This window comes from Actinomyces howellii, from assembly GCF_900637165.1.
In the GTDB taxonomy this organism is placed as follows: Bacteria; Actinomycetota; Actinomycetes; order Actinomycetales; family Actinomycetaceae; genus Actinomyces; species Actinomyces howellii.
The window spans coordinates 403,427-425,540 of the sequence record NZ_LR134350.1 but is presented as its reverse complement, the minus strand read 5'-3'; the positions used below and the strand labels follow the sequence as shown (position 1 = coordinate 425,540).

Annotated in this window: 22 protein-coding genes and 1 riboswitch; of the genes, 7 read left to right on the top strand and 15 right to left on the bottom strand. The window is 73.5% G+C overall.

Going from position 1 to position 22,114, the window contains the following annotated elements; all coding sequences use genetic code 11:
- Window positions 1–5: 5 nt before the first annotated feature.
- The 5 genes from EL245_RS01815 to EL245_RS01795 form a co-directional block, all read right to left on the bottom strand.
- Window positions 6–947: a diacylglycerol/lipid kinase family protein gene (locus EL245_RS01815; RefSeq protein ID WP_126381546.1), complete on the bottom strand. Its 942-nt coding sequence runs from the start codon at window positions 945–947 to the stop codon at window positions 6–8.
- Between the two features lie 63 nt (window positions 948–1,010).
- Entirely contained in the window at window positions 1,011–1,862 is an 852-nt protein-coding gene (gene tatC / locus EL245_RS01810; RefSeq protein ID WP_126381544.1) for a twin-arginine translocase subunit TatC, read from the bottom strand.
- An 89-nt stretch (window positions 1,863–1,951) separates the two neighbouring features.
- Complete coding sequence (tatA, locus tag EL245_RS01805; RefSeq protein ID WP_126381542.1) at window positions 1,952–2,209, bottom strand: Sec-independent protein translocase subunit TatA; 258 nt, start codon at window positions 2,207–2,209, stop codon at window positions 1,952–1,954.
- Between the two features lie 118 nt (window positions 2,210–2,327).
- Window positions 2,328–3,350: a helix-turn-helix transcriptional regulator gene (locus EL245_RS01800; protein WP_126381540.1), complete on the bottom strand. Its 1,023-nt coding sequence runs from the start codon at window positions 3,348–3,350 to the stop codon at window positions 2,328–2,330.
- Between the two features lies 1 nt (window position 3,351).
- Window positions 3,352–4,338 carry a helix-turn-helix transcriptional regulator gene (locus EL245_RS01795; protein ID WP_126381538.1) on the bottom strand — a complete coding sequence of 329 codons (987 nt, stop codon included), beginning with the start codon at window positions 4,336–4,338 and terminating at the stop codon, window positions 3,352–3,354.
- A gap of 102 nt (window positions 4,339–4,440) precedes the next feature.
- On the opposite strand from EL245_RS01795, the gene EL245_RS01790 reads away from it, so the two are divergent.
- Window positions 4,441–5,622 (top strand): DUF3866 family protein, encoded by a 1,182-nt coding sequence (locus EL245_RS01790; RefSeq protein ID WP_126381536.1) that lies wholly within the window; start codon window positions 4,441–4,443, stop codon window positions 5,620–5,622.
- Window positions 5,623–5,626: 4 nt separating this feature from the next.
- On the opposite strand, the gene EL245_RS01785 is transcribed toward EL245_RS01790, so the two are convergent.
- The gene (locus EL245_RS01785; RefSeq protein WP_126381534.1) at window positions 5,627–6,466 is read right to left on the bottom strand and encodes a class II fructose-bisphosphate aldolase; all 840 of its coding nucleotides are present in this window, start codon (window positions 6,464–6,466) and stop codon (window positions 5,627–5,629) included.
- The gene (locus tag EL245_RS01780; RefSeq protein WP_126381532.1) at window positions 6,453–7,499 is read right to left on the bottom strand and encodes a 1-phosphofructokinase family hexose kinase; all 1,047 of its coding nucleotides are present in this window, start codon (window positions 7,497–7,499) and stop codon (window positions 6,453–6,455) included. Before EL245_RS01780 ends, EL245_RS01785 begins: the two co-directional genes overlap by 14 nt.
- 149 nt (window positions 7,500–7,648) lie before the next feature.
- Between EL245_RS01780 and EL245_RS01775 the strand changes: the two genes are divergently transcribed.
- A complete protein-coding gene (locus tag EL245_RS01775) occupies window positions 7,649–7,912 on the top strand; it encodes a phosphoribosyl-ATP diphosphatase (protein WP_126381530.1) in 264 nt (87 codons plus the stop codon).
- Between the two features lie 68 nt (window positions 7,913–7,980).
- Entirely contained in the window at window positions 7,981–8,826 is an 846-nt protein-coding gene (gene hisG, locus EL245_RS01770) for an ATP phosphoribosyltransferase (RefSeq protein WP_126381527.1), read from the top strand.
- A gap of 95 nt (window positions 8,827–8,921) precedes the next feature.
- Here hisG and EL245_RS01765 read toward each other — a convergent pair whose 3' ends face one another.
- Window positions 8,922–9,953: an ABC transporter substrate-binding protein gene (locus tag EL245_RS01765; RefSeq protein ID WP_408608378.1), complete on the bottom strand. Its 1,032-nt coding sequence runs from the start codon at window positions 9,951–9,953 to the stop codon at window positions 8,922–8,924.
- 63 nt (window positions 9,954–10,016) lie between these two features.
- Window positions 10,017–10,808, bottom strand: a complete 792-nt coding sequence (locus EL245_RS01760) for an ABC transporter permease (protein WP_126381525.1) — start codon at window positions 10,806–10,808, stop codon at window positions 10,017–10,019.
- 129 nt (window positions 10,809–10,937) lie between these two features.
- Window positions 10,938–11,078, bottom strand: a riboswitch (FMN riboswitch).
- Window positions 11,079–11,189: 111 nt separating this feature from the next.
- Here EL245_RS01760 and amrB point away from each other — a divergent pair.
- Window positions 11,190–12,590 (top strand): AmmeMemoRadiSam system protein B, encoded by a 1,401-nt coding sequence (amrB, locus tag EL245_RS13520; protein ID WP_126381523.1) that lies wholly within the window; start codon window positions 11,190–11,192, stop codon window positions 12,588–12,590.
- Window positions 12,587–13,666, top strand: coding sequence for an AmmeMemoRadiSam system radical SAM enzyme (gene amrS / locus EL245_RS01750; RefSeq protein WP_126381521.1), 1,080 nt, complete (start codon window positions 12,587–12,589; stop codon window positions 13,664–13,666). Before amrB ends, amrS begins: the two co-directional genes overlap by 4 nt.
- Before the next feature lie 6 nt (window positions 13,667–13,672).
- On the opposite strand, the gene putP is transcribed toward amrS, so the two are convergent.
- The gene (gene putP / locus EL245_RS01745; protein WP_126381519.1) at window positions 13,673–15,163 is read right to left on the bottom strand and encodes a sodium/proline symporter PutP; all 1,491 of its coding nucleotides are present in this window, start codon (window positions 15,161–15,163) and stop codon (window positions 13,673–13,675) included.
- 146 nt (window positions 15,164–15,309) lie between these two features.
- On the opposite strand from putP, the gene EL245_RS01740 reads away from it, so the two are divergent.
- Entirely contained in the window at window positions 15,310–16,266 is a 957-nt protein-coding gene (locus EL245_RS01740; RefSeq protein ID WP_126381517.1) for an NAD(P)H-binding protein, read from the top strand.
- A 59-nt stretch (window positions 16,267–16,325) separates the two neighbouring features.
- Here EL245_RS01740 and dhaM read toward each other — a convergent pair whose 3' ends face one another.
- The 5 genes from dhaM to EL245_RS01715 form a co-directional block, all read right to left on the bottom strand.
- Window positions 16,326–16,763, bottom strand: a complete 438-nt coding sequence (gene dhaM / locus EL245_RS01735) for a dihydroxyacetone kinase phosphoryl donor subunit DhaM (RefSeq protein ID WP_126381515.1) — start codon at window positions 16,761–16,763, stop codon at window positions 16,326–16,328.
- Window positions 16,760–17,440, bottom strand: a complete 681-nt coding sequence (gene dhaL / locus EL245_RS01730) for a dihydroxyacetone kinase subunit DhaL (RefSeq protein ID WP_126381513.1) — start codon at window positions 17,438–17,440, stop codon at window positions 16,760–16,762. Before dhaL ends, dhaM begins: the two co-directional genes overlap by 4 nt.
- Before the next feature lie 2 nt (window positions 17,441–17,442).
- Complete coding sequence (dhaK, locus tag EL245_RS01725; protein ID WP_126381511.1) at window positions 17,443–18,447, bottom strand: dihydroxyacetone kinase subunit DhaK; 1,005 nt, start codon at window positions 18,445–18,447, stop codon at window positions 17,443–17,445.
- A 29-nt stretch (window positions 18,448–18,476) separates the two neighbouring features.
- Window positions 18,477–20,522: a holo-ACP synthase AcpS gene (gene acpS / locus EL245_RS01720; RefSeq protein WP_126381509.1), complete on the bottom strand. Its 2,046-nt coding sequence runs from the start codon at window positions 20,520–20,522 to the stop codon at window positions 18,477–18,479.
- A 152-nt stretch (window positions 20,523–20,674) separates the two neighbouring features.
- Entirely contained in the window at window positions 20,675–21,364 is a 690-nt protein-coding gene (locus EL245_RS01715) for a GAP family protein (protein WP_126381507.1), read from the bottom strand.
- 88 nt (window positions 21,365–21,452) lie between these two features.
- On the opposite strand from EL245_RS01715, the gene EL245_RS01710 reads away from it, so the two are divergent.
- Window positions 21,453–22,061, top strand: a complete 609-nt coding sequence (locus tag EL245_RS01710; protein WP_126381505.1) for a TetR/AcrR family transcriptional regulator — start codon at window positions 21,453–21,455, stop codon at window positions 22,059–22,061.
- The last annotated feature ends 53 nt before the right edge of the window (window positions 22,062–22,114 follow it).

The following is a 22,114-nucleotide window of genomic DNA, read 5'->3' as shown; positions in this document are numbered from 1 at the left end:
CGGCCTCAGCGCGGCAGGAGCAGGCGCACGGCCGCGGGAACCGCCTCGAGGCGCAGGGGCAGAGGGGTGATGGCCTCCCCGTCGGCGTAGGGCAGGGGCGGGTGGTGGAGCCCGGCGCCCTCCTCGGACCAGGCCTCGATGGTGATCGACCGGGTCCGCTCGATGTGGACCGCGGGGTGCTCGACGTGGGTTCCCTGGAAGATCCCGAGGAACAGGCCCACGAGCCCGGGACGCGTGACCGGGTCGAGCCGTACCACGTCGAGCATGCCGTCGGTGACCTCCGCGCTGGGGGCCAGGGCCATGCCTCCCCCGATGAAGGAGGTGTTGGCCGCCGCGAGCAGCATCGCCGGTCCCTGCCAGGTGCCCGAGTCGGTCGTCACGCGGTAGCCGTAGGGCCGCATGCGCACGAGCTCGGGGACGACGGCCATCGTGTACCGGGCCTCGCCGTGGGGCCAGCGCAGGTTGTTGGCCCTGCGGTTGACCACGGCGTCGATGCCCGCACCGACCACGGCCATGCACCACCGCCCACCGGTCTGGTCGGCCTCGTCGGACGGGTCGAGCCCGGTCACGCGGATCGCGTCGCAGTTCAGGATCCTGCCCGCCCCGGTCAGTGCGGCGTCGATGACTCCGGTGGCGCTCAGGACGTCACGCGCAGGCAGGCCGAAGTGCCGGGCGATGTCGTTGCCGGTGCCGGTGGCCACGACCCCCATGGGGACCCCGGTGGTGGCCACGAGGTTGAGTCCCTGGTGCACCATGCCGTCCCCGCCGACGACGACGAGGGCGTCGACGGCCCGCTGCCGCACCAGCGCGCTGAGGCGGTCGGTGTCGTCCTGCCCGACGGGCAGCACCTCGTACCCGCGCGCGATGAGGGCGAGCCGGGTCGTCTCCGCGGCGCTGCGGTGACGACCGTGGTTGGACGTCGGGTTGGAGATGAGGGCGAGGCGCATGGGTGCGTCAGTGCCTGTCTGTGCTGCCTGTGCTGTCGGTGCTGTCGGTGCTGTCGGTATGGCTCAGGATCCCGCCGGCAGCTCTCCGGCGGTCCCGGTGCCCGACAGGGCGGCGTCGAGGGCGGCGTTCTCCTCGGCCTCGCGCCTGGCCACCCGCTTGTCGTGGCTGATCGCGATGTAGCAGGCCAGGAAGTACAGTCCCGTGACGGGCAGGGCCATGAAGATCATCGACCAGGGGTCGGGCAGGGGGTTGGCGAAGGCCATGAAGGTGAAGATCGCCACGACCGCCCACCGCCATCCTGCGAGCATCGTGCGCCCCTTCATGATGCCGAGGTGGTTGAGGGCCACGAGCAGCTCGGGCAGGAGGAAGGCGATCCCGAAGACGAGGATGAGCCGCATGACGAAGGACAGGTAGAGGCTCGCCTGGAGGAACCCGGTTCCCGACTCGGGGATGAAGCCGGTGAGGATCGTCACGGCGTGGGGCAGGATGAACACGCCCAGGGCGGCGCCCGCGGCGAACAGGACGAGACCGGTCGCGCCGTAGGCCCACGTGTAGATCTTCTCCTTGCGGGTCATGCCGGGTCCCACGTAGGCCCAGAACTGGTACATCCACAGGGGGGAGGAGAAGAGCACGCCGAGCCAGATCGAGACCTTGAGCTTCATGTCGAAGGACGACAGCACGGTGTCGAAGTTGATCGAGATGTTGGCTCCGTTGGCGTTGGCCTCCTCGATCGGGCGGGTGATGAGGCTGAAGGCCTCGTTGTACAGGAGGTAGCCGACCACGGACATGACCACGACCCCCGCGGCGGAGATGACGAGGCGATCACGCAGCTCGCGCAGGTGGTCGCCGATGGACATGACCGCCTCGGGGTTGTCCTTGCGCCTGGTGTGGAACACCTTGGGCAGTGACGCCATGGGCTGGCTCCTTTACTCGACTCATCGCCCGGCGGGAACCGAGGCGCCCGCCGGGCCGCAGCCGACCTCGGCGCGGGTTGCGCGCGACCTCACTGCTGGGCGGTGCCGTCCGGGGACTGCTGCGGGGAGACCTGGCCCTGCTGGGTGGGCTGGGTGTAGTAGGTGCCCTGCTGGGGCTGCTGGATCTGGGCGGGGGCGTCGTCGTCCTCGCGCAGCTCCTTGACCTCCTTCTTGAACACCTTCATGGACTTGCCGACCGAGCCCGCGATCTCCGGCAGCCGCTTGGCCCCGAAGATGAGGATGATGACGACCAGCAGGACGACGATGTGTGTGGGTGAGAACTTCACGGCACTCTCCTTGCGGTGTGCGACACGATGAGACGCTCGTGAGTCTAGCGGCACGCTCACCGGGCCCCGGACACGGCCTGGGCCGTTCCACCATCGGCGTAGGTTGATTCCGCTCACGTCACGGGGCGGACCCGCCCTGCGCCCCCGGTGCCGGGCCGGCGTGCACGAGGGCGTCGGCCTCCAGCGCCCGGCGGGCCGCGGCGGCGGCGTCGCGGGCCAGGTCCGCAGGCTCGACGGCCAGCAGGTGGCGGCCTGCGGACAGCACGAGCCCGAGGAGCCAGGCCCTGTCCCGGCCGCGTACGACGGCCACGATGGACCCGTCGGAACGCTCCCGGCTCGTGCAGGGCACCTGCTCGATGAGCCACCTGCCCGAGGGCGCCAGGGTGAGGACGGCCTCGGGCCCCTCCTGCGCGGTCGGCGTCCGGGGGCGGCGGGGACGACGGGCCGTCGCCGGCTCGGGGAGCACCCTGGCCTCCAGGACGCGGTCGAGCCGGAAGGACCGCTCGTCCCGGGCGGTCAGGCACCAGGCGCGCAGGGTCAGGGTGGTGCCGTCGCTGGTCAGCTCGAGGGGGTCGACGCTGCGCTGCGAGGGCGTGTCGGTCGCCGAGACGTAGGACAGGTGGAGCCGGCGGCCCTCCTCGAGGGCCGTGCGCACCGCCTGGAGCACCGGGGCCCCGACACCGGCCACCTGCGGCGGCTCCTGGGTGGGCGCGGCCGTCGGGGAGCCCGGTGCGGAGTCCTCCCCCGGTGGGTTGAGTGCTCCCAGCAGGGCCTCACGGGCCCCGGCCAGGGCCTGTGCGGAGTCGTGGTCGGTGCGCAGCAGGTCCTCGAGCACCCGCAGCGACAGCAGGAGGCTGACCGCCTCGATCCGGGAGAGCCGGACGGGCCGGTCCAGGCCCAGGGGCTGGGTGAGGCGCAGCCTGCCCTCCTCGAAGGCCTCGGCGTCGAAGTCGACGAGGTCGCCGGGCATCCCCCCTGGGACCCCCGAGACCCACAGGGTCGAGACGTCGGCGCGCACGGCCTGGGCGGAGACCCCGAAGTGCTCGGCGGCCTCCTCGAAGGTCGCACCGGGGTGCTCGGCCACCCACGCCGGCAGCGCCAGCAGCCGCACGAGGCGGTCCACAGAGCTCGGGCGGGCCATCTCAGCGGCCCCCGTCGACGGCGTGGTCGGACAGACCGGCGGCTCCGCGCAGGTGGGCGAGGACCTCCTCGCGCAGGGCGGGCGGCCCCAGGACCACGACCCCCTCCCCCAGCGCCGCGAGGGCTCCGGCGAAGGCGAAGACGTCGGCGTAGGTCACGCTCAGCACCTCCCACCCCGCGGGCGGCTCCACCCCCGGGGGCGCCGAGGCGCTCGTGGCGTGGGCGCGGATCTGCAGCGCCCGCCCCGGGGCGACGGCGAGCAGCGCCGTGAGGGGGTCGTCCTCCATGTCCACCGGCTCGAAGGCACCGGGTCCCGAGACGATGTCGACCCCGTCGCCCCCGTCCGCCCCGCCGGCGATCCGGGCCAGGCGGAAGGTCAGCCGTCGCCCGGTGGCCGGCTCCAGCGCGTCGAGGTACCAGGCCCCCTCGCTCAGGCGCAGCCGGTGGGGCTCGACGGTGCGCGAACGGGACCGGCCCGAGGCAGGCGAGAGGTAGTCGAAGCTGACCAGCCTCCTCTCGTCGACGGCCGCGGCCAGCTCGACGGGCACCTGCTCACCGGCCAGGTCGAGGGTGAGGTCGAGCAGGGCGCCGGGCCCGTGGGGCCGGTCGGCCACCGCGCGGATCTTGGTCAGGGCGCGGCGGGCCGAGCTCGTCAGCGCCCCGGACCCCCAGGCCGAGGCGGCCACGTCGATGGCGGTCGCCTGGGAGGCCGAGACGGTGACCTCGGGCAGGGCGTAGTCCTCCTCAGCCACCCGGTAGCGGGTCTGCTCCTCGGTTCCCGAGGTCCGCACGGTGATGCCCAGGCCGCGCAGGACGGCCTTGTCGCGCTCGAACATGCGCCTGGTCGTCGCTCCGCCCGCAGGGTCGTAGCCCGCCACGGTCTCGATGATCGTGGCTGCGGTCAGCCCGGTCACGGTGTTGCGCAGCGCGAGCAGGAGGTTGACCTGACGCTCCTCGGCCGGGATCGGCTTCGCTGGGGAGGTGCTCACTGCGACAGCCTAGACGGTCTTGACGGTCTAGACGGTCGGCCCCGGCTCCCGTGGCGGCCGGTCGGGACGCGTCGGCCGGTGGCCCTCGGCTACGGTGAGCCCATGATGTGGCGCGACGGTGAGGTGCTGTCCGTGCACCGGGTGTGGGGGCGCGAGGGCGGCCGCTGCGCCGAGCTCGGTGTGCGGGTCGTGGCGGCGCCGGGCAACGCGACGGCGTTGCTGCCCGGGCAGGAGTGCCGTGCGGTGGTCTACGAGACGCTCACCGGCCTTCCCGCCGGCGGGGAGCGGGTGCGCCTGGAGGTCTCGGCGCTCGACCGGGGCCTGGGGACCGGGGGCCACGCCATGGTGCTCACCCGCCTCGACGTCCTGCCCGAGGACCCCGTCCCGGGGGGCCACCTCGTCAAGGCGCGGTACATGCCCGACCAGCTCATGGTCACCGGGGTCGACGAGCAGGGCACGGCCCACCACGGCCTGCTGTCGGCACCTGTGGGCGGGCTGACGCTGGGCGGCGCCCCCGTGGTCGTGGCCGACCTGCACTCGAGCCTGCCCGCCGTCCTGGCCGGGATCAGGTCGTGGTCACCGGGACACGGCCCGGGCGGGCCGGGGCCAGCGCGGGTCGTCTACGTCATGACCGACGGCGGGGCGCTGCCCCTGCCCTACTCGCGGGCGGTGGCGGCCCTGCGCGACGCCGGGTGGCTCGAGGCGACGGTGACTGCGGGCCAGGCCTGGGGCGGGGACGTCGAGGCGGTCAGCGTCCACAACGCCCTGCTCGCCGCCCGGCACGTCCTGGGGGCCGAGGTCGTCGTCGTCATCCAGGGGCCTGGGAACCTGGGCACGGACACGCCGTGGGGCTTCTCGGGGGTGGCCTGCGGGGACGTGGTCAACGCCGTCGGGGTCCTGGGTGGCCGGGCCGTCGCCTGCCTGCGTGTCTCGGGCGCCGACCCCAGGGGCCGGCACCGGGGGGTGTCCCACCACTCGATGACCGCGCTGGGCCGGGTGGCGCTGGCCGGAGCCGACGTCGTCGTGCCCGCGCTGCCGGGTGCGCTGGGCGAGCAGGTCGACCGGCAGGCCGCGCAGCTGTGCGCCCCGCGCGCCCTGGGCGAGAGCCACCGGCGGGTCGACGTCCCCCTCGAGGGCCTGCGTGAGGCCCTCGAGGCGGTTGAGGAGCGCACCGGGGTGCGGCTGTCGACGATGGGGCGCGGCCTGGCGCAGGACGAGGCCGCGTTCCTGGCGGCCGCGGCAGCGGGCCGGCACGCGGCCGAGCTCGCCGCGCGACTGCGGTAGGGGCTCAGGCGGCGGCGTAGAGCCGCAGGAGCCTCTCGACCTCCTCCCCCGCCGCGCGCAGGGCCGGTCCCAGGTACCTGCGCGGGTCGACGACGGCGGCATCCCGCCCGAGGACCTCGCGCACGACGGCCGTGGCCACGACGTTGACGTGCGTGGCGACGTTGATCTTCGTCATGCCGGCCCGCACGGCTGCGACCAGCCCGGCGTCGTCGACGCCCGAGGACCCGTGGAGGACCAGCGGCACGGGGACCACGGCAGCCAGGCGGGAGATGAGCCCGTTGTCGAGCACCGCGCTGCGCTCGGTCATCGCGTGGGAGGAGCCCACGGCCACCGCGAGCAGGTCCACCCCGGTCTCCTCGACGAAGCGGGCGGCCTGGGCGGGGTCGGTGCGGGCGCCGGGGGCGTGGGCCCCGTCCTTGCCCCCCACCTCGCCGAGCTCGGCCTCGACGCTCACCCCGCGGGCGTGGCACATCCTCACGACCTGGGCGGTCGTGGCGACGTTGTCCTCGTAGGGCAGGCACGACCCGTCGTACATGACCGAGCTCATGCCCAGCTCGACCGCCTCGGCGACCAGGTCGACCGAGGTCGCGTGGTCGAGGTGGACGACGACCGGGACCTCGGCGCGGCGCGCCACGGCCAGGGCGCCCGCGGCGATCGGGGCCAGCTCCCCGCCGTGGTAGGCCACGGCGTTCTGCGAGATCTGCAGGACGATGGGCAGGCCGGCGCGCTCGGCCGCCCGGGCGAAGACCTCGGCGTGCTCGAGCAGCACGACGTTGAAGGCGCCCAGCGCCGTGCCCCGGGCGCGGGCGGCCGAGGCGGGGGTGACAAGGTCAGTCAGCGGCATCGGTGTTCTCAGCTTTCACCTGGTTGAGGATGGTGGTGTACGTGCCGGGGTCGACGAGCCCGGCCACGGGGGTGCGCACCGCGGCTGCCGACAGCGCGACGGCGGCCTCGAGGGCCTCGACGGCGCGGCCCCCGATGAGGTCGGTGCTCGGGTGGGCGGCGATGAAGGCCGCCAGCGCGGCGACCGCGGTGTCCCCTGCGCCGGTGGGGTTGACGACCTCCACGCGGGGCGGGGCCGCGTGCCAGGAGCGCACCCGCTGGCCGTCAGCGGTGAACAGGTGCATGCCGCGCGGACCGTCGGAGACGACGACGCCGCGGGCCCCGGCGTCGAGGAGGACCTCAGCCCCGCAGCGCGGGTCGGGCTCGCCGGTCGCCTGCGTGAGCTCCTCGAGGTTGGGCTTGACGAGGTCCGCCCCGGCCGCGCACGCCAGGAGCAGGGGTCCGGAGGTGTCCAGGACGGTGCGCGCCCCCCGGGCGCGGGCGGCCTCGAGCAGCCCGGTCAGCTCCTGGGCCTCGGTGCCCGGCGGGCAGGAACCGGACACGACGAGCACGTCGCCCCGGCCGACCGCCTCAAGCGCCGTGGCCTCGAGCGCCTGCCAGTCGGCCGGGGCGACGGGGCAGCCCGGCTCGTAGAAGCCGGTGGCGGCGCCGTCCTGGTCGCGCACGACGACGGTGGTGCGGGTGCGGTAGCCGCCCTCCGGCTCCACCCAGTGCTGCTCAAGGCCCCATCCGTCGAGCGCCTCGGTCAGCTCCCGCCCCTGGGCGCCCCCGAGGAACCCGCTGAGGCGGACGCGCAGGCCCGGGGCGCCCTGGGCGCCGAGCTCCCTGAGCTGGCGCAGGACCGAGGCGACGTTGACGCCCTTGCCTCCCGGGCGCCGCGTCACCCGGGTGACGCGGTTGACCTCCCCCATCCGCGGCGCGGCGACCTCGTAGGTGACGTCGACGGCCGGGTTGGGGGTGACGACGACGACACGCCCGGCCACGGCACCCGCCCGCACTTCCTGCGCCGGAGTCGGCACCTCTCGAGAACTCATGATCGAATAGTAGCGCTATACATGTAGAACTTGCACATTCGAGCACATCGAGGGTGGTGTTTCGTGTCCGGCCGGATCGGTGCTCGCCTGCCGCCCCGACCGCTGAGACGTGCTCGGGAGGCACCGGCGGGAGGCATTACCCTGTGCCCGTGAAGACCTTCGAGGACCTTTTCGCCGAGCTGCAGGACAAGGCGGCCAGCCGCCCCGCCGGGTCGGGGACGGTCGCCGAGCTCGACCGCGGGGTGCACTTCATCGGCAAGAAGCTTGTCGAGGAGGCCGCTGAGGCGTGGATGGCCTGCGAGCACGAGTCCGACGAGGCGGCCTGCGAGGAGCTGAGCCAGCTGCTCTACCACGTCCAGGTCATGATGCTCGCCAAGGGCTACAGCCTCGAGGACGTCTACGCACACCTCTGAGCCCCGGGCACTCGAGGTCTCCGTCGGCCTGGAGCCCCACCACCACCTCCCACACAGTCAGGACCACAGTGCTGCGCATCGCCGTGCCCAACAAGGGCTCCCTGTCCGAGCCCGCCACCACCATGCTCAAGGAGGCCGGGTACCGCACCCGGCGCACCGGACGCGAGCTCGTCCTGGTCGACGAGGCCAACAGGGTCGAGTTCTTCTTCCTACGGCCGCGCGACATCGCGGTCTACGTGGGGCAGGGCACGGTCCACGCGGGGATCACCGGACGCGACCTCCTTCTGGACTCCGGTGTCAGCGCCGTGGAGCACCTTCCCCTGGGATTCGCCCGCTCGACCTTCCGCTTCGCCGCCCCCGTGGGGACGATGACCTCCCTGGAGGACATCACCGGCAGGCGGGTGGCGACCTCCTACGACGTCCTCGTGCGGGCCTTCCTGGCCCAGCGGGGCGTCGAGGCACAGACCGTCCACCTCGACGGGGCCGTGGAGTCCTCCGTCCAGCTCGGTGTGGCCGACCTCATCGCCGACGTCGTCGAGACGGGCACGACGCTGCGCGCCGCGGGGCTGGAGACCTTCGGCGAGCCGCTCCTGTCGAGCGAGGCGGTGCTCATCACCACCGAGCGCCACCGCGACGAGCCGGGCCTGAGCACCCTCGTGCGCCGTCTCGAGGGCGTCCTGAGGGCTCGCTCCTACGTCCTGGTCGACTACGACGTGCCTGTCGACCGGCTGGAGCGGGCCACGGCCCTGACCCCCGGCATCGAGTCGCCCACGGTCTCCCCGTTGCAGAACCCGGACTGGGTCGCGGTGCGGGCGATGGTGCCCCGCAAGGACATCAACCGGGTCATGGACGAGCTCTACGAGGTCGGCGCCCGCGCCATCCTCGTGTCCTCCCTCCTGGCCTGCCGGCTGTGAGGCGCCGCCCGAGCGGCCTGATCAGCCCTGTGTCTGCCCTGTGTCTGCTCCGTGTCAGCCCCGTGACCTGACCGGAGGCCGGCCCTCAGGCTCGCTCAGGCGTCGAGCAGCGGGTCGCAGACGGTCTCGGCACTGAGCCCGGTGGGCCCGAGGAGCTGCTGGGCGGCCAGGAAGTCGATGGTCCGGCTCACCTGATCGACGGTCACCGAGCCGATGAGGCTCTGGCTCGTGGGCGCCACGAGCTCCGCGGTGGCCACGGCGACCTCACGGGCGTGCGCCGCCTGGGTGGGGTCGACGAGGTCGGGGACGTACTGCGCGCTGGCCTCGACGGCGGCGTCGGGGTCGGCCACGAAGGCCGCCATGCCCTGCGCGGAGGCCACGACGGCGTCGGCCAGCTCCTCACGACGCTCGGCCAGCAGCGTCGAGGTCGTCACGAGCGAGGCCCCGAGCAGCGGGACGTCCTGGCCGATCTCGAGGGTCCTGACCGGGGTGCCGTTCTGGGCGAGCTGGACCGCGTCGTTGTTGGAGAAGCCGACGATCGCCTCGACCTTGCCCCCGGCGAGCGCCGCCTGCTGGGTGTACCCGATCTCCTCGATGGTGACGTCCTGCTCGGTCAGTCCGGCGGTGGACAGGGCCACGAGCAGGGAGAACCAGGTCTCCCCCGTGCGTCCCGGCGTGCCGATCGAGCGGCCCTTGAGGTCGGCCAGAGCGGTGATGTCCGAGGCCTCGGGCACGATGACGCAGCCGGGGTAGCGCTGGTAGTAGCCGCCGATGACAACCAGGTCGTTGCCGTTGGACGCGGCCACGATCGCCTCGTCGCCGCCGGCGACGACGATCTGCTCGGTGCCGGCCAGGAGGGCGTCGAACTGCCCCTCCTGCTCCCCGTGGTGGCGCAGGCTCACGCCCGAGGCGTAGCGGCCCTCGTCGAGGGCCATGTAGAAGGGGGCGAACTGCACGTTGGGGGTGTAGGTCATCCCGATGACCACTCCCCCGGCGCCGGCGCTCGCACGGGACTGTGCCCCGGTGCCCGAGGAGCACGCTGCTGCGCTCACGCCGGCGCCGGCCAAGAGCAGCGAGGTCAGGAGGGTACGGCGGGTCAGTCGGGGCAGGCGGGTTGCTCTGGTCACGGGAAGGTCCTCTCGGTGCGGGTCGGGTCAGGGGTCGTTGGTGGCAGGCGCGTGCCAGGTGCTTCAGGTGGCGCGGCGTCCGCGCACGGAGTCCACGACGCGGCTGCGCCGCTCGAGCTCGTGGAGGATCCAGTGGATCGTCGTGGCCATGACGCACAGGACGACGATCGTGGCGAACAGACCGGTGGTGTCGACCGCCTGGCGCTGGGAGGCCAGGACCATGCCCAGGCCCTGACCGCCCATCGTCATCTCCCCGATGACCGCGCCGGTCACCGACAGGGTGAAGCCGGTGCGCAGGCCCGACAGGATCGCCGGCAGCGCCATGGGCAGCTCGACGTACAGGATCATCGAGGCGCCGTGGGCGCCGTCGAGCCTGGCGGCGTCGATGACGTCGGAGTCCAGGCCCCTAAGGCCCAGGAGGACGGTGACCGTGATGGGGAAGAAGACCATGAGGACGCACAGCGTCACCGTGGGCACGGTGCCGTAGCCGATCCACACGACAAGCAGGGGCGCGACGGCCACCGCGGGAACGGCCTGGAGGGCGGCGACATAGGGCAGGACCGCCCGGGAGAAGGTCCGCGAGCGCGCCAGCGCCCAGGCCAGGGGCAGCGACAGCACCCCGGCTGCGAGGCTGCCCAGGAGGGACTCGCGCAGGGTCACCCACGTGTAGGCCAGGAGGTCGCCCCGGGTAGCGCTCAGCCACAGGCGGCGCAGGACCTCGAGGGGGTTGGGCAGGAAGACGGGCTCGATCGTGCCCGAGGCGGTCACCGCCCACCAGACCAGCACGAGCACCGCCCCCAGGACGAGCGCCGGGCTCGGCCGCAGACGCGCGCGGGCGGTGTCGGGGCTGGGCACGGGCGCTCATCCTCTCGGTCCCCCGGGGGCCGTCGCCCCGGGGCGCGTCCGGGGTGAGGGCGTGAGCCCGCGCGCCGACGCACGGGCTCACGCCCCTGGACGGGGTGCGATGACGCGTGCGTCAGACGCCTCGTGCCTCCTCCCATCCGGACTCTCACCGTCGGTGCTGGAGTTCCACCAGCTCAGCCGGGACGCCACCCCTGCGGGGAGGAGACCCGGGTCGCGGACTGTCACCGCCGGCTCGGACTTTCACCGACCCCGGAGCACGTTGCTGCCCTGACCCTAGCCCCGGCACGCGGGGAAGACAAACCCGACAGGGCCCGCCGGGGCGCGAGGGCGTCTACCCTGGAGGCAGGTCTAGGCAGATGATCGGAGTTGATCATGGGATCCGTCCGTCGCCCCGCGGTCGCGGGGAGCTTCTACCCCGCGGACCGCACCGTCCTGTCCGGCGTGCTCGACGAGCTCCTGGACCGTGCCCGCCGCAGCCTGCCCGACGCCCGGGGGCCCATGCCCAAGGCGGTTATCGTCCCCCACGCCGGCTACGTCTACTCCGGGCAGACCGCGGCGCGCGCCTACGCCCGTCTCGAGCCCGGCCGCGGACAGGTCGAGCGGGTCGTGCTGCTCGGTCCGGCGCACCGGGCGGCGGTCGAGGGGCTGGCGCTGCCCGAGGACGAGCTCCTGGCCACCCCGCTGGGCGAGCTCGAGGTCGATGCGCGTGCCGGCAGCCGCATCGAGGCGCTCGATCAGGTCGTCGTCTCGCGCCGGGCCCACGCCATGGAGCACTCCCTGGAGGTCCAGCTCCCCTTCATCCAGGTCGTCCTGGGCCAGGTGAGGGTCGTGCCCCTGGCCGTGGGGCGGGCCACGGGGACGCAGGTCGCGCAGGTCATTGACGCGCTGTGGGGCGGGCCCGAGACCGTCGTCGTCATCTCCACCGACCTGTCGCACTACCTGCCCCAGGACGAGGCGGTGGCCCTCGATGAGTCCACGGTCGCGCAGGTGCTGGGGCTGCGGGCGCAGGTGAGCCACTCGCAGGCCTGTGGGGCGACGCCCCTCAACGGGATGCTCGAGGTGGCGGCGGCCCGCTCGATGAGTGCCGAGCTGCTGGACCGGTGCACCTCGGCGGACACGGCCGGCTCGCCCGAGCGGGTCGTGGGCTACTGCGCCGTGGCACTGCACGAGCCCGCCGGGGCGGGCCAGGGTCGGGCCGCCGACCCGGTGCACGAGCCGGAGGCCTGGGACGGCGAGGTGCTGCTCGACCTGGCCCAGCGGGCGATCGCGCAGGCCGTCGGCGTCGACCCGCCGCCCCTTGAGGCCGTACCAGGCGAGCTGCCCTGGCTGACCAGGCCGGGTGCCTCCTTCGTCACCCTGCGCAAGGACGGGCGCCTGCGCGGCTGCATCGGCTCGGTGACCGCTCACCGTCCCCTGGGCGAGGACGTCGTGGCCAACGCGGTCCTGGCAGCCACCGGTGATCCTCGTTTCGAGCCGGTGGGTCCCGAGGAGCTGGGGTCCGTGAGCCTGGAGGTCTCGGTGCTCTCCGCGCCCGAGACGGTCGAGGCCTCCGAGGAGGCCGAGGTGCGCGCGCGCCTGCGTCCGGGCGTCGACGGGGTGATCCTCAGCCTGGGAGGGCGCCGCGCCACCTTCCTGCCCCAGGTGTGGGAGGAGCTGGGCGACCCCGCGGTCTTCCTGGCCAGGCTCAAGCGCAAGGCGGGGCTCCCCGAGGACTTCTGGCACGAGGGCCTGGTGATCCAGACCTACAGGGTGCGGGCCTGGACCCGACCATGAGCCCGGACCACGGCGCGCCGGCGCGCTGGTGGCACCCGGTGGACGACGGCCGCCTCCAGTGCGACCTGTGCCCGCGTCACTGCCGTCTGCGCGAGGGGCAGCACGGCTTCTGCTTCGTGCGTCGGCGCTCCCAGGACCGGATCGTGCTGACCGCCTACGGCCGGTCCACGGGACTGTGCCTGGACCCGGTGGAGAAGAAGCCTCTCTACCACGTCCACCCGGGCTCCTCGGTGCTGTCCCTGGGCACGGCGGGGTGCAACCTGGCGTGCAGGTTCTGCCAGAACTGGGAGATCTCGACGGCGCGCCGCACGGAGGTGCTCTCCGAGCAGGCACCTGTCGCGCAGGTCGCGGCACTGGCCCGAGGGCTGGGGGCCCGGGGGGTGGCCCTGACCTACAACGACCCCGTGGTCTTCGCCGAGTACGCCATCGACATCGCCTCGGCCTGCCACGACCTGGGCCTGGAGGCCTACGCCGTGTCGGTGGCCTGGGTGTGTCGGGAGCCGGGCCGCGAGCTCTTCGGCGCGGTCGACGCCGCCAACATCGACCTCAAGGCCTTCACCGAGGAATTCTACCGGCGGCTGACCGGAGCACGTCTGCGCGACGTCCTGGCCACCTTGGTGGACCTGCGGGCGGCTACGACGACGTGGCTGGAGCTGACCACCCTGCTCGTCCCCGGACTCAACGACTCCCCGCAGGAGGTGGGCGCCCTGGCCTCCTGGGTCGCCCGGGAGCTCGGGGAGGACACGCCCCTGCACCTGACGGCCTTCCACCCCGCCCACCGCATGCGCGACCGGCCGCCCACGGCGCTCTCGGTGCTCGAGCGGGCCAGGGCCAGCGCGCTGGAGGCCGGCCTGCGCTTCGTCTACCTGGGCAACGTGCCCCCCGGGACGGGGTCGACGACCTCGTGCCCGGGGTGCGGGACGCCGGTCGTCGAGCGCCACGGCTACACCGTGAGCGCCTACCGCCTCGACGGCCGGGGGCGCTGCCAGGGGTGCGGGCTGGGCCTGCCCGGCGTCCTCGACCCGGCCGACCCGGGCGGGTTCGGCAACGCCCGCAGGCGCGTGTCGCTGGGCTGAGGGTCCTCAGGCCCTGGCGGACTCGGCGACGGCGGCGACGGCGGCGTCGAACTCCTCGGCGACCTGCGGGGCGGGCCGGGTCAGGCAGGAGACCGCGCAGGCGACGAGGAGGTTGCCCAGGAAACCGGGGAGGATCTCGTAGAGGTCGAACACCCCGCCGTCGAGGTTGCCCCAGACCATGACGAGCAGCGCGCCGGTGACCATGCCGGCCACCGCACCGGGGGCGGTCAGGCGCCGCCAGTACAGGGACAGCAGGACGGTGGGGCCGAAGGACGCCCCGAAGCCCGCCCAGGCGAAGGCCACGAGAGCCAGGATCGTGCCGTTCTTCTCCCAGGCCATGGCTGCGGCCACGATCGAGACTGCCAGCACGGCCAGGCGGGAGTACAGGACCAGGCGCCTGGAGGAGGCGTTCTTGGCCACGGGCAGCTGGGTGAGGAGGTCCTCGATCAGCGCCGAGGAGGTGACGAGCAGCTGGCTGGAGACGGTCGACATGATGGCCGCCAGGATCGCGGCGAGCATGAAGCCCGCGACGAGCGGGTGGAAGAGCATCTGCCCCAGGGAGATGAAGACCGTCTCCTCGTCGGCCAGGACGGCGCGGTCGCGCCCGTAGGCTGCCACGCCGACGATCGCGGTGGCGGCCGCCCCGGCCACGGCGAAGAGCATCCAGCCGATGCCGATGCGGCGCCCGGCGACCGTCTCGCGCGGGGAGCGGATGGCCATGAAGCGCACGATGATGTGGGGCTGTCCGAAGTAGCCCAGGCCCCAGGCCAGCGAGCTGACGACGCCGATGAGCGAGGTCGACGATCCCAGCAGCGCCCAGTAGCCCGGGTCGACGGCGTTGACGGCCTCGACGGTGGCGCCCACCCCACCGAGGTGGATGACGCCGACGACGGGAACCGCCACGAGGGCGGCGACCATCATGAGTCCCTGGACGAAGTCGGTGTAGGACACCGCGAGGAACCCGCCGACCAGGGTGTAGAGCACCGTGACCGCGGCGACCAGGACCATCCCCGCGCGGTAGTCCATGCCGAAGGAGGACTCGAAGAACACGCCTCCGGCCACCATCCCCGAGGAGACGTAGAAGGTGAAGAACACGAGGATGATGAGGCCCGAGGCCCAGCGCAGGAGGTGGCTGGAGTCGTGGAGGCGGTTGTCCAGGAAGCTGGGGATCGTGATGGAGTTGCGCGCGACCTCCGTGTAGCTGCGCAGCCTGGGCGCGACGTACCTCCAGTTGAGCCAGGCGCCGACGGTCAGGCCCACGGCGATCCAGGACTCCACGAGGCCCGAGGCGTACAGGGCTCCCGGCAGGCCCATGAGAAGCCAGCCCGACATGTCGGCGGCCCCCGCCGACAGCGCGGTGACCGCCGGGCCCAGGGCGCGGTCGGCGAGCATGTAGTCGTCCAGGGAGTTGTTGCGGCCGTAGGCCCACCAGCCGATGGCCACCATGCCCAGGAAGTAGACGAGCATGGCGATGGTCTGGAACGCGGTGTCTGTCATGGTGCCTCCCAGGGTGAGGGAAAGGGTGGGGGCACCCACCCTACTCGGGGCCGTCCCCGACGAGGCTGGCGGTACTGGCGGCTGAGACGGGAGCCGAGGCCGGGCGGGCGCGCCGGGGGCCAGGAGGCGAGACGTAGGCTGGGACGGTGAGCGCAGCCAGCCCGGACCACCCAGTCAACCCAGCCGACTCAGCCGACCCAGCGAGCCCGGGCCCGGCCTCCCCCGCTCCTGCTCACGCCCCGGCCCTCGCCCTGACCGGGGTGACCGGCTACCTCGGTGGCACGGTGGCCCGGCGCCTGGCCGAGGCGGGCACGCCCCTGCGGCTGCTGGCCCGCAGGCCCCAGGCGGCGCCCCGAGTGCCGGGTTCCTGCGCGCTGCCGATCACCTACTCAGATACCCCCCGGGTGCGGGCCGTCCTGGAGGGGGTGCGCACCCTGCTCATGGTCTCGGCCCACGAGTCGCCCTCGCGGGTCGAGGAGCACCGCGGCCTCATCAGCGCCGCACGGGCAGCCGGGGTCGAGCACGTCGTCTACACCTCCTTCTACGGCGCGAGCACCGAGGCCGTCTTCACGCTCTCGCGGGACCACGCCCTGACCGAGGAGGCGCTCGCCGCCTCAGGCATGGAGGTCACGATCCTGAGGGACAACTTCTACACGGACTTCTTCGTCGACCTGTGCACCCAGGGCGGCGAGATCCGCGGTCCGGCGGGTCAGGGGGTGTGCAGCACCGTCACGCGCGCCGACGTCGCCGAGGTGGCCGCGGCGGTGCTGTCGGACCCGGGCCGGTGGCGGGGACGGGTCCTCGACCTCACCGGGCCCGAGGACCTGTCCATGGAGGACATCACCCGTGCCGTGTCCCGCCGGCTGGGCCGACCGGTCCCCTACGTCGACCAGACCCTCGAGGAGGCCTACGCCACGCGCCGGGCCTGGCCGGCCGAGCAGTGGGAGTACGACGCCTGGGTCTCGACCTACACGGCCGTCCGCGACGGCGAGCAGTCCGGGGTCTCGGGCGCCGTCGAGGAGGTCCTGGGGCGTGGCCCACAGTCCCTTGAGGACTACCTCGACCGTGCCCTGACCTCCCCGCCCGCCGACGGCTCCCGGTGAGACCGGCCCCCGGCTGGCGCTGAGGGAGCCTGGTCACGAGGCTGACCGCCTCGACCGCCTCAGCTGCTCATCTGCCTGCGCTTGGCCTCCGGGGCGCTGGCCGCCTCGGCGGCGACCTCCTCGAGGGACCTGCCGATCCCCGCGGCGACGTAGGCGCCGACCAGCCCCTCGACCAGGGGCGCCGGGCTGAGGCGGGTGCGCGCGGCCAGCTCGGGGTCGGCGAGCTCCAGGGCGGTCTCGGCGCTCATGATCGAGCTGCCGAGGTCGGCCAGGACCAGGACGCCGTCCTTGCCGCCCGGGGCCCGGGCGGCTGTCTCGATGGCGGCGAGGATCTGCCCGGTGTCGGTGCCCAGCGCGCCGTCCTCCAGGCCCGCGGCGACCTCGACGACGACGTCGAGCCCCGTGACCAGGCCGGTGGCCAGGTCGACCGCCGCCTGTGCGAGAGCACGCGAGTGGCTGACCACGACGATCGCGACAACCGCGACGCCCGCGGTCATGACCTGTCCGCCTCGGGGGCCGAGGTGGTCTCGGGGTCGAGGACGTCGGCCAGCGCCTGGACGATGAGCGCCGTCGAGGCCGCCCCGGGGTCGACGTGGCCGACGGAGCGCTCCCCGAGGTAGGAGGCGCGCCCCTTGGTGGCCCGCATCGCGGCGGTGGCGTCGCGGCCGACCGCCGCCGCGCTCGCGGCCGCCCTGGCTGCGGCGGCCGGCTCGTCGTGGGCCCGCAGCGCCTCGAGCGCCGGGTACCAGGCGTCAAGCATCGTCTTCTCCCCGGCCTGGGCCCTGCCCCGCTGGACGATGCCGCCGATCCCGGCCTCTACGGCCTCGGCGATCGCACCGGCTCCGAGCTCGGGCAGCTGCCCGCAGCTGCCTGCTGCCCTGAGGAAGAAGGTTCCGTACAGGGGCCCCGAGGCGCCGCCGACCTTGGAGACCAGGGCCAGGGCGGCGGGCTTGAGGACCGCCGCGGGGGTCTGGGCCTCCTCCTGGCCGAGGGCGGCGACGGCGGCGACGGCAGCAGCCATGCCTCGTGCCATGTTGGCTCCGTGGTCGGCGTCGCCGATGGCCGCGTCGAGCGCGGTCAGCTCCTCGGCGTGCAGGGAGATGAGCTCGTCGGCGCGCCCGAGCCAGGCTCGGGCGCGCTCGGCGTCAAGCACCGTCATGGGGCTCGTCGTCATCGTCACACCCCCCAGCGCAGGGCCGGGGTGGACACCGGGGCGTCCCACAGCCGCAGCATCTCGGCGTCGGCGCGCACGAGGGTCAGGGAGCAGCCCGCCATGTCCAGGCTCGTCACGTAGCTGCCCACGAGGCTGCGCTCGACCGTGACGCCGGCGGCCTGGAGGAGGCGGGCCACCTCGGCGTAGACGACGTAGAGCTCGATGAGAGGGCTGGCGCCCATGCCGTTGAGCAGCACGATGACGCCGTGGTCCTCGCCCTCGGGCAGCTCGGCCAGCACCGGCTCGACCAGGCGCGCGGCGATCCCCGCGGCCGAGGCCACGGGCTCGCGGTGGCGCCCGGGCTCGCCGTGGATGCCGATGCCGATCTCCATCTCGTCCTCGGGCAGGTCGAAGGAGGGCCTGCCGTTGGCCGGCACCGTGCAGGAGGTCAGGGCCATGCCCATCGACCGTCCCGCGCGACTGACCCGCTCGGCCACGGCGGCGACCTCGGCCAGGGAGCGCCCCTCCTCGGCGGCGGCCCCGGCGATCTTCTCGACGATGAGGGTCACGCCCACCCCGCGCCGGCCGGCGGTGTACAGGGAGTCCTCGACCGCGACGTCGTCGGCGGTGACCACCGTGGCGACCTGCGTGCCGGACTCGGCGGCCACGAGCTCGGCGGCCATCTCGAAGTTCATGATGTCGCCGGTGTAGTTCTTCACGATGTGCAGCACGCCGGCGCCCCGGTCCACGGCCGTCGTGGCCGCCGCGATCTGGTCGGGCACCGGGGAGGTGAAGATCTCCCCGGCGCAGGCGGCGTCGAGCATGCCCGCGCCCACGAAGCCGCCGTGGAGGGGCTCGTGGCCGCTGCCGCCGCCCGAGACGATAGCCACGCGGCCCTGCTCCTTGGGGACGGCGCGGTAGACGACGCGCTGGTCGAGGTCGACCGACAGGACGCCGGGGTGGGCCGCTGCCATGCCGGCCAGGGCGTCGGGGACGACGGTGTCGGCTGAGTTGATGAGCTTCTTCATGCGCCGACCCTACCGCACTGGGTCACAGGTCACAGGGGTCGGGCGGAGCCGGGCGCCGGCAGCCCCACGTAGACGGTCTCGAGGTACTCCTCGATGCCCTCCCGGCCGCCCTCGCGGCCCAGGCCCGAGCGCTTGACCCCGCCGAAGGGGGCGGCAGGGTTGGAGATCGTCGCGGAGTTGACGCCGAGCATGCCGACCTCGAGACGCTCGGCCAAGCGCATGGCGCGCTCCATGTCGCGGGTGTGGAGGTAGCCGGCCAGGCCCATGGGGTCCGAGCCCACGCGCCTGAGCAGCTCGTCCTCCTCCTCGAAGGCGATGACGGGCGCCACCGGGCCGAAGACCTCCTGCCGGAGGATCGGGGCCTCGGGGTCCAGGCCGGTCAGGACGGTGGGCGGGTAGAAGAACCCCTCGCCCTCGGGCACCCGGCCGCCGACGACGGTGGTGGCGCCCCTCGTGAGGGCGCCGTCGACCAGGCCGGCCACCTTGTCGCGGTGGGCGGCGCTGATGAGGGGGCCGACGTCGACGCCCTCGACGGTTCCGGGGCCCACGCGCTGGGCGGCCATCTTGTGGCTCAGCGCCTCGACGAAGGCGTCGTGGACGCGGCGGTGGACGAGGATGTGGTCGGCGGCGTTGCACGCCTGCCCCATGTTGCGCAGCTTCGTCGTCACCGCCGCCTCCACGGCGAGGTCGAGGTCGGCGTCGTCGAAGACGATGAAGGGGGCGTGCCCGCCCAGCTCCATCGAGGTGCGCAGCACCCCGTCGGCGGCCTGGGCCAGCAGCGCCGAGCCGACGGCGGTCGAGCCGGTGAAGGACAGCTTGCGCAGGCGCCGGTCGGCCATGAGCCCGGCGACCAGCTGAGGGCTCGAGCTCGTGGGCAGCACCGACAGGACACCCTCGGGCAGGCCGGCCTCGGCCATGACGCGCGCCAGGAGCAGGGCGGTCAGGGGGGTGAGCTCGGAGGGCTTGAGGACGGCCGTGCACCCGGCCGCCAGAGCCGGAGCGATCTTGCGGGTGGCCATGGCCAGGGGGAAGTTCCACGGCGTGACGAGCAGGCAGGGCCCCACCGGCCGGCGCAGGACGACCGCCCGCAGGTGACCCTCGGGCAGGGCGTAGGCGTCCCCGCGCACACGCACCGCCTCCTCGGAGAACCAGCGCAGGAACTCCGCGCCGTAGGCGACCTCCCCGCGGGACTGGTCGAGGGGCTTGCCCATCTCCAGGGTCATGAGCCAGGCGAGGTCCTCGGCGTAGGTGGTGGTCACCAGGTCGAAGGCCCGGCGCAGGACGTCGCCGCGCTGACGCGCCGGTGCGGCACGCCAGGCCTCCTGGACGGCCTGTGCCGCCTCGAGGGCGGCAGCGGCGTCGGCAGGCCCGGCGTCCGCGACCTCGGTCAGATCGCGGCCGGTGGCCGGGTCGACCACTGCCAGGCGCCTCCCGCTGGCCGCCGGGCGGAACCTGCCGGCCAGGAACAGGTCGGTGGGCACGCGCCTGAGGAGGGACTCGGCCTCCGTCTGCGTCGAGCCGGTCCTCGGTGTGGCCTGGGGGTTCATGAGCTCCTCCGTTGCGGGTGGGTTGCGGGGCGTGGCGCGTGCGGAGCATATGACGAGCGCGACCGCGTAGTCGCCGTCGTGGCTCACGGACACCGGCCACCTGGCCGGGTCGGTTCCGCCCGGCCCCAGGGTCGCCTCGACGGCTGCGGCGACGGCGCCCGCCAGCCGCAGAGCCGGCCTGCCCCAGCGGTCGGTGACGAGCTCGACCTCCTGCCAGTCGACCTCTACGAGCACCGGCGGGCCGGCGCCTCCTGAGGCCGCGCCCACCGCCTGGGACCAGGCCTTGACGAAGGCCTCCTTGGCGGCCCAGCGCGCAGCCAGGTGCTCGGCCTCCCGGGATCCCTTGGACTGCGAGCGCCGGCGCGCCTCACGGCGCTCGCGGGGGGTGAAGGCCCGCTCGGCGAAGACCGTGCCCGGGGTGTCGAGCTGGTCGGCCAGGGAGGGGACGTCGACGAGGTCGACGCCGACGCCGAGCACGCCCACGACCTCGGGCGGCACCGGAACCACCGGCGGGCTGGGCTGGGTCATGGTCCCAGTGTCTCGCACCACCCGCCTGGCGTGCCAAGCCCGGACAACCCGCTGGTCAGACCGGGCGACGTGAGTGCTCGGGACCGGGCCACCCCGCCAGTGGCGGAGGCCCTAGCGCACCTCATGGCTCCGCATCGCGACGCTCCGAGGCGTCATCGCCCACCGATCAGCCCCAAGGCGACAGCGTTCGTCGCGGCCATGTGCAGGCCGACGATGGCGGCGATCCACAGCAGCGTCACCTTCGCCTCATACTCGAGCCTGGGGATGATCCTCTCCAGGCGGCCGAAGAAGCGGTCGCCGCGCAGCGCCGCGACGCCGATGAGAAGACCTGCCGGTGCCACCATGACGAGGCAGTAGCCGGCCAGCACGACCGTCCGTCCGACCCATCCGGTGTCCATCCCGGCTATGATCCCGGTCGCGGCGATGTAGGGCACCATCGTGGCCGCCTCGGTCAGGGCGGCGCTCAGGCCCAGCGCGATGGTCGCGCCGAGTCCAACGGGTGCCGGACGGCTCGCGGCCGGTCGGGGACCGGCCGGGTCCGGCTTCTTGGGCCCGGGGGCGAGGATCCCGAACAGAGCCAGGCCCACTCCCAGGACCAGGCCCACCCAGCGGAAGGCGTCGGTGCGGGTCATCGGCAGGATGATCTCAGCGAGCACGTCGATCCCTGCGAGCAGCGCCACGCCGAGCGCGAAGTACACGGCGCACACGGTCATGAAGTAGACGCTCATCGGTCCCGGGTCGACGCGGCGGCGCCGGACGACGAGTCCGAGCGGGATGACCAGCGTACCCAGGCTCGTGGAGTCCAGGAGTGCAAGGCCACCGAGGGCGAGAAGATCTCCCACTGCCGTTCCTTCCGTCGGTGCGCCAGCCCACTGTCATACGACTGTACGACGCGTATCCTGTGGGCGTCCAGCACGTCAGGAGCCTGCTATGTCGGTACCCGGTCCCGTCTCGTCTTTGACGAAGCGCTTGTCCGCCACGGGGACCGTGATCGCGGACGCGACGATCACCGTCATCGCGCGGGACGGCTTCGACCGGGTCAGCGTGCGCACCGTCGCGACGCAGTCCCGCCTCGCGCCCGGCACCGTCCAGTACCACGCGCGGACGCGTCAGGACCTTCTGACCAACGCATTCGTCCGCTCGGTCCAGCGGCAGGAGGAGCGCATCCGGGCCCTGCCACGGGCCGGTAGCCCGCTGGAGTCCATGCACCAGTCCCTCAGCGAGCTCTTGCCCACCGGGGGTACGCGCCGGGAGGACGCGGCGCTCTGGGTGGTCTACGGGGCGGCCGCCTCGACCCGGCCCTGGCTCGCCGAGCTGTACTGGTCCGCCCTCGTGCTGTTCCGCACCCGGCTCGAGACGGCCCTCGCCTCGGCTCACGACGCCGGGCGCCTCGTGCCGGGCATGACGCCCGCTACGGCGGCACGACTGGTCACCGCCCTCGTCAACGGCCTGACGATCGACTACCTCAACGCCCCTGAGACCGAGCAGCAGGAGATCGCCCGCAAGCTTCACCGCGGCCTGGCGCTCATCCTTCGCTGACCTCCAGTCCACTTCGTCGCCCGTATCGCCCCGTGGCAACCGGGACACGCGCC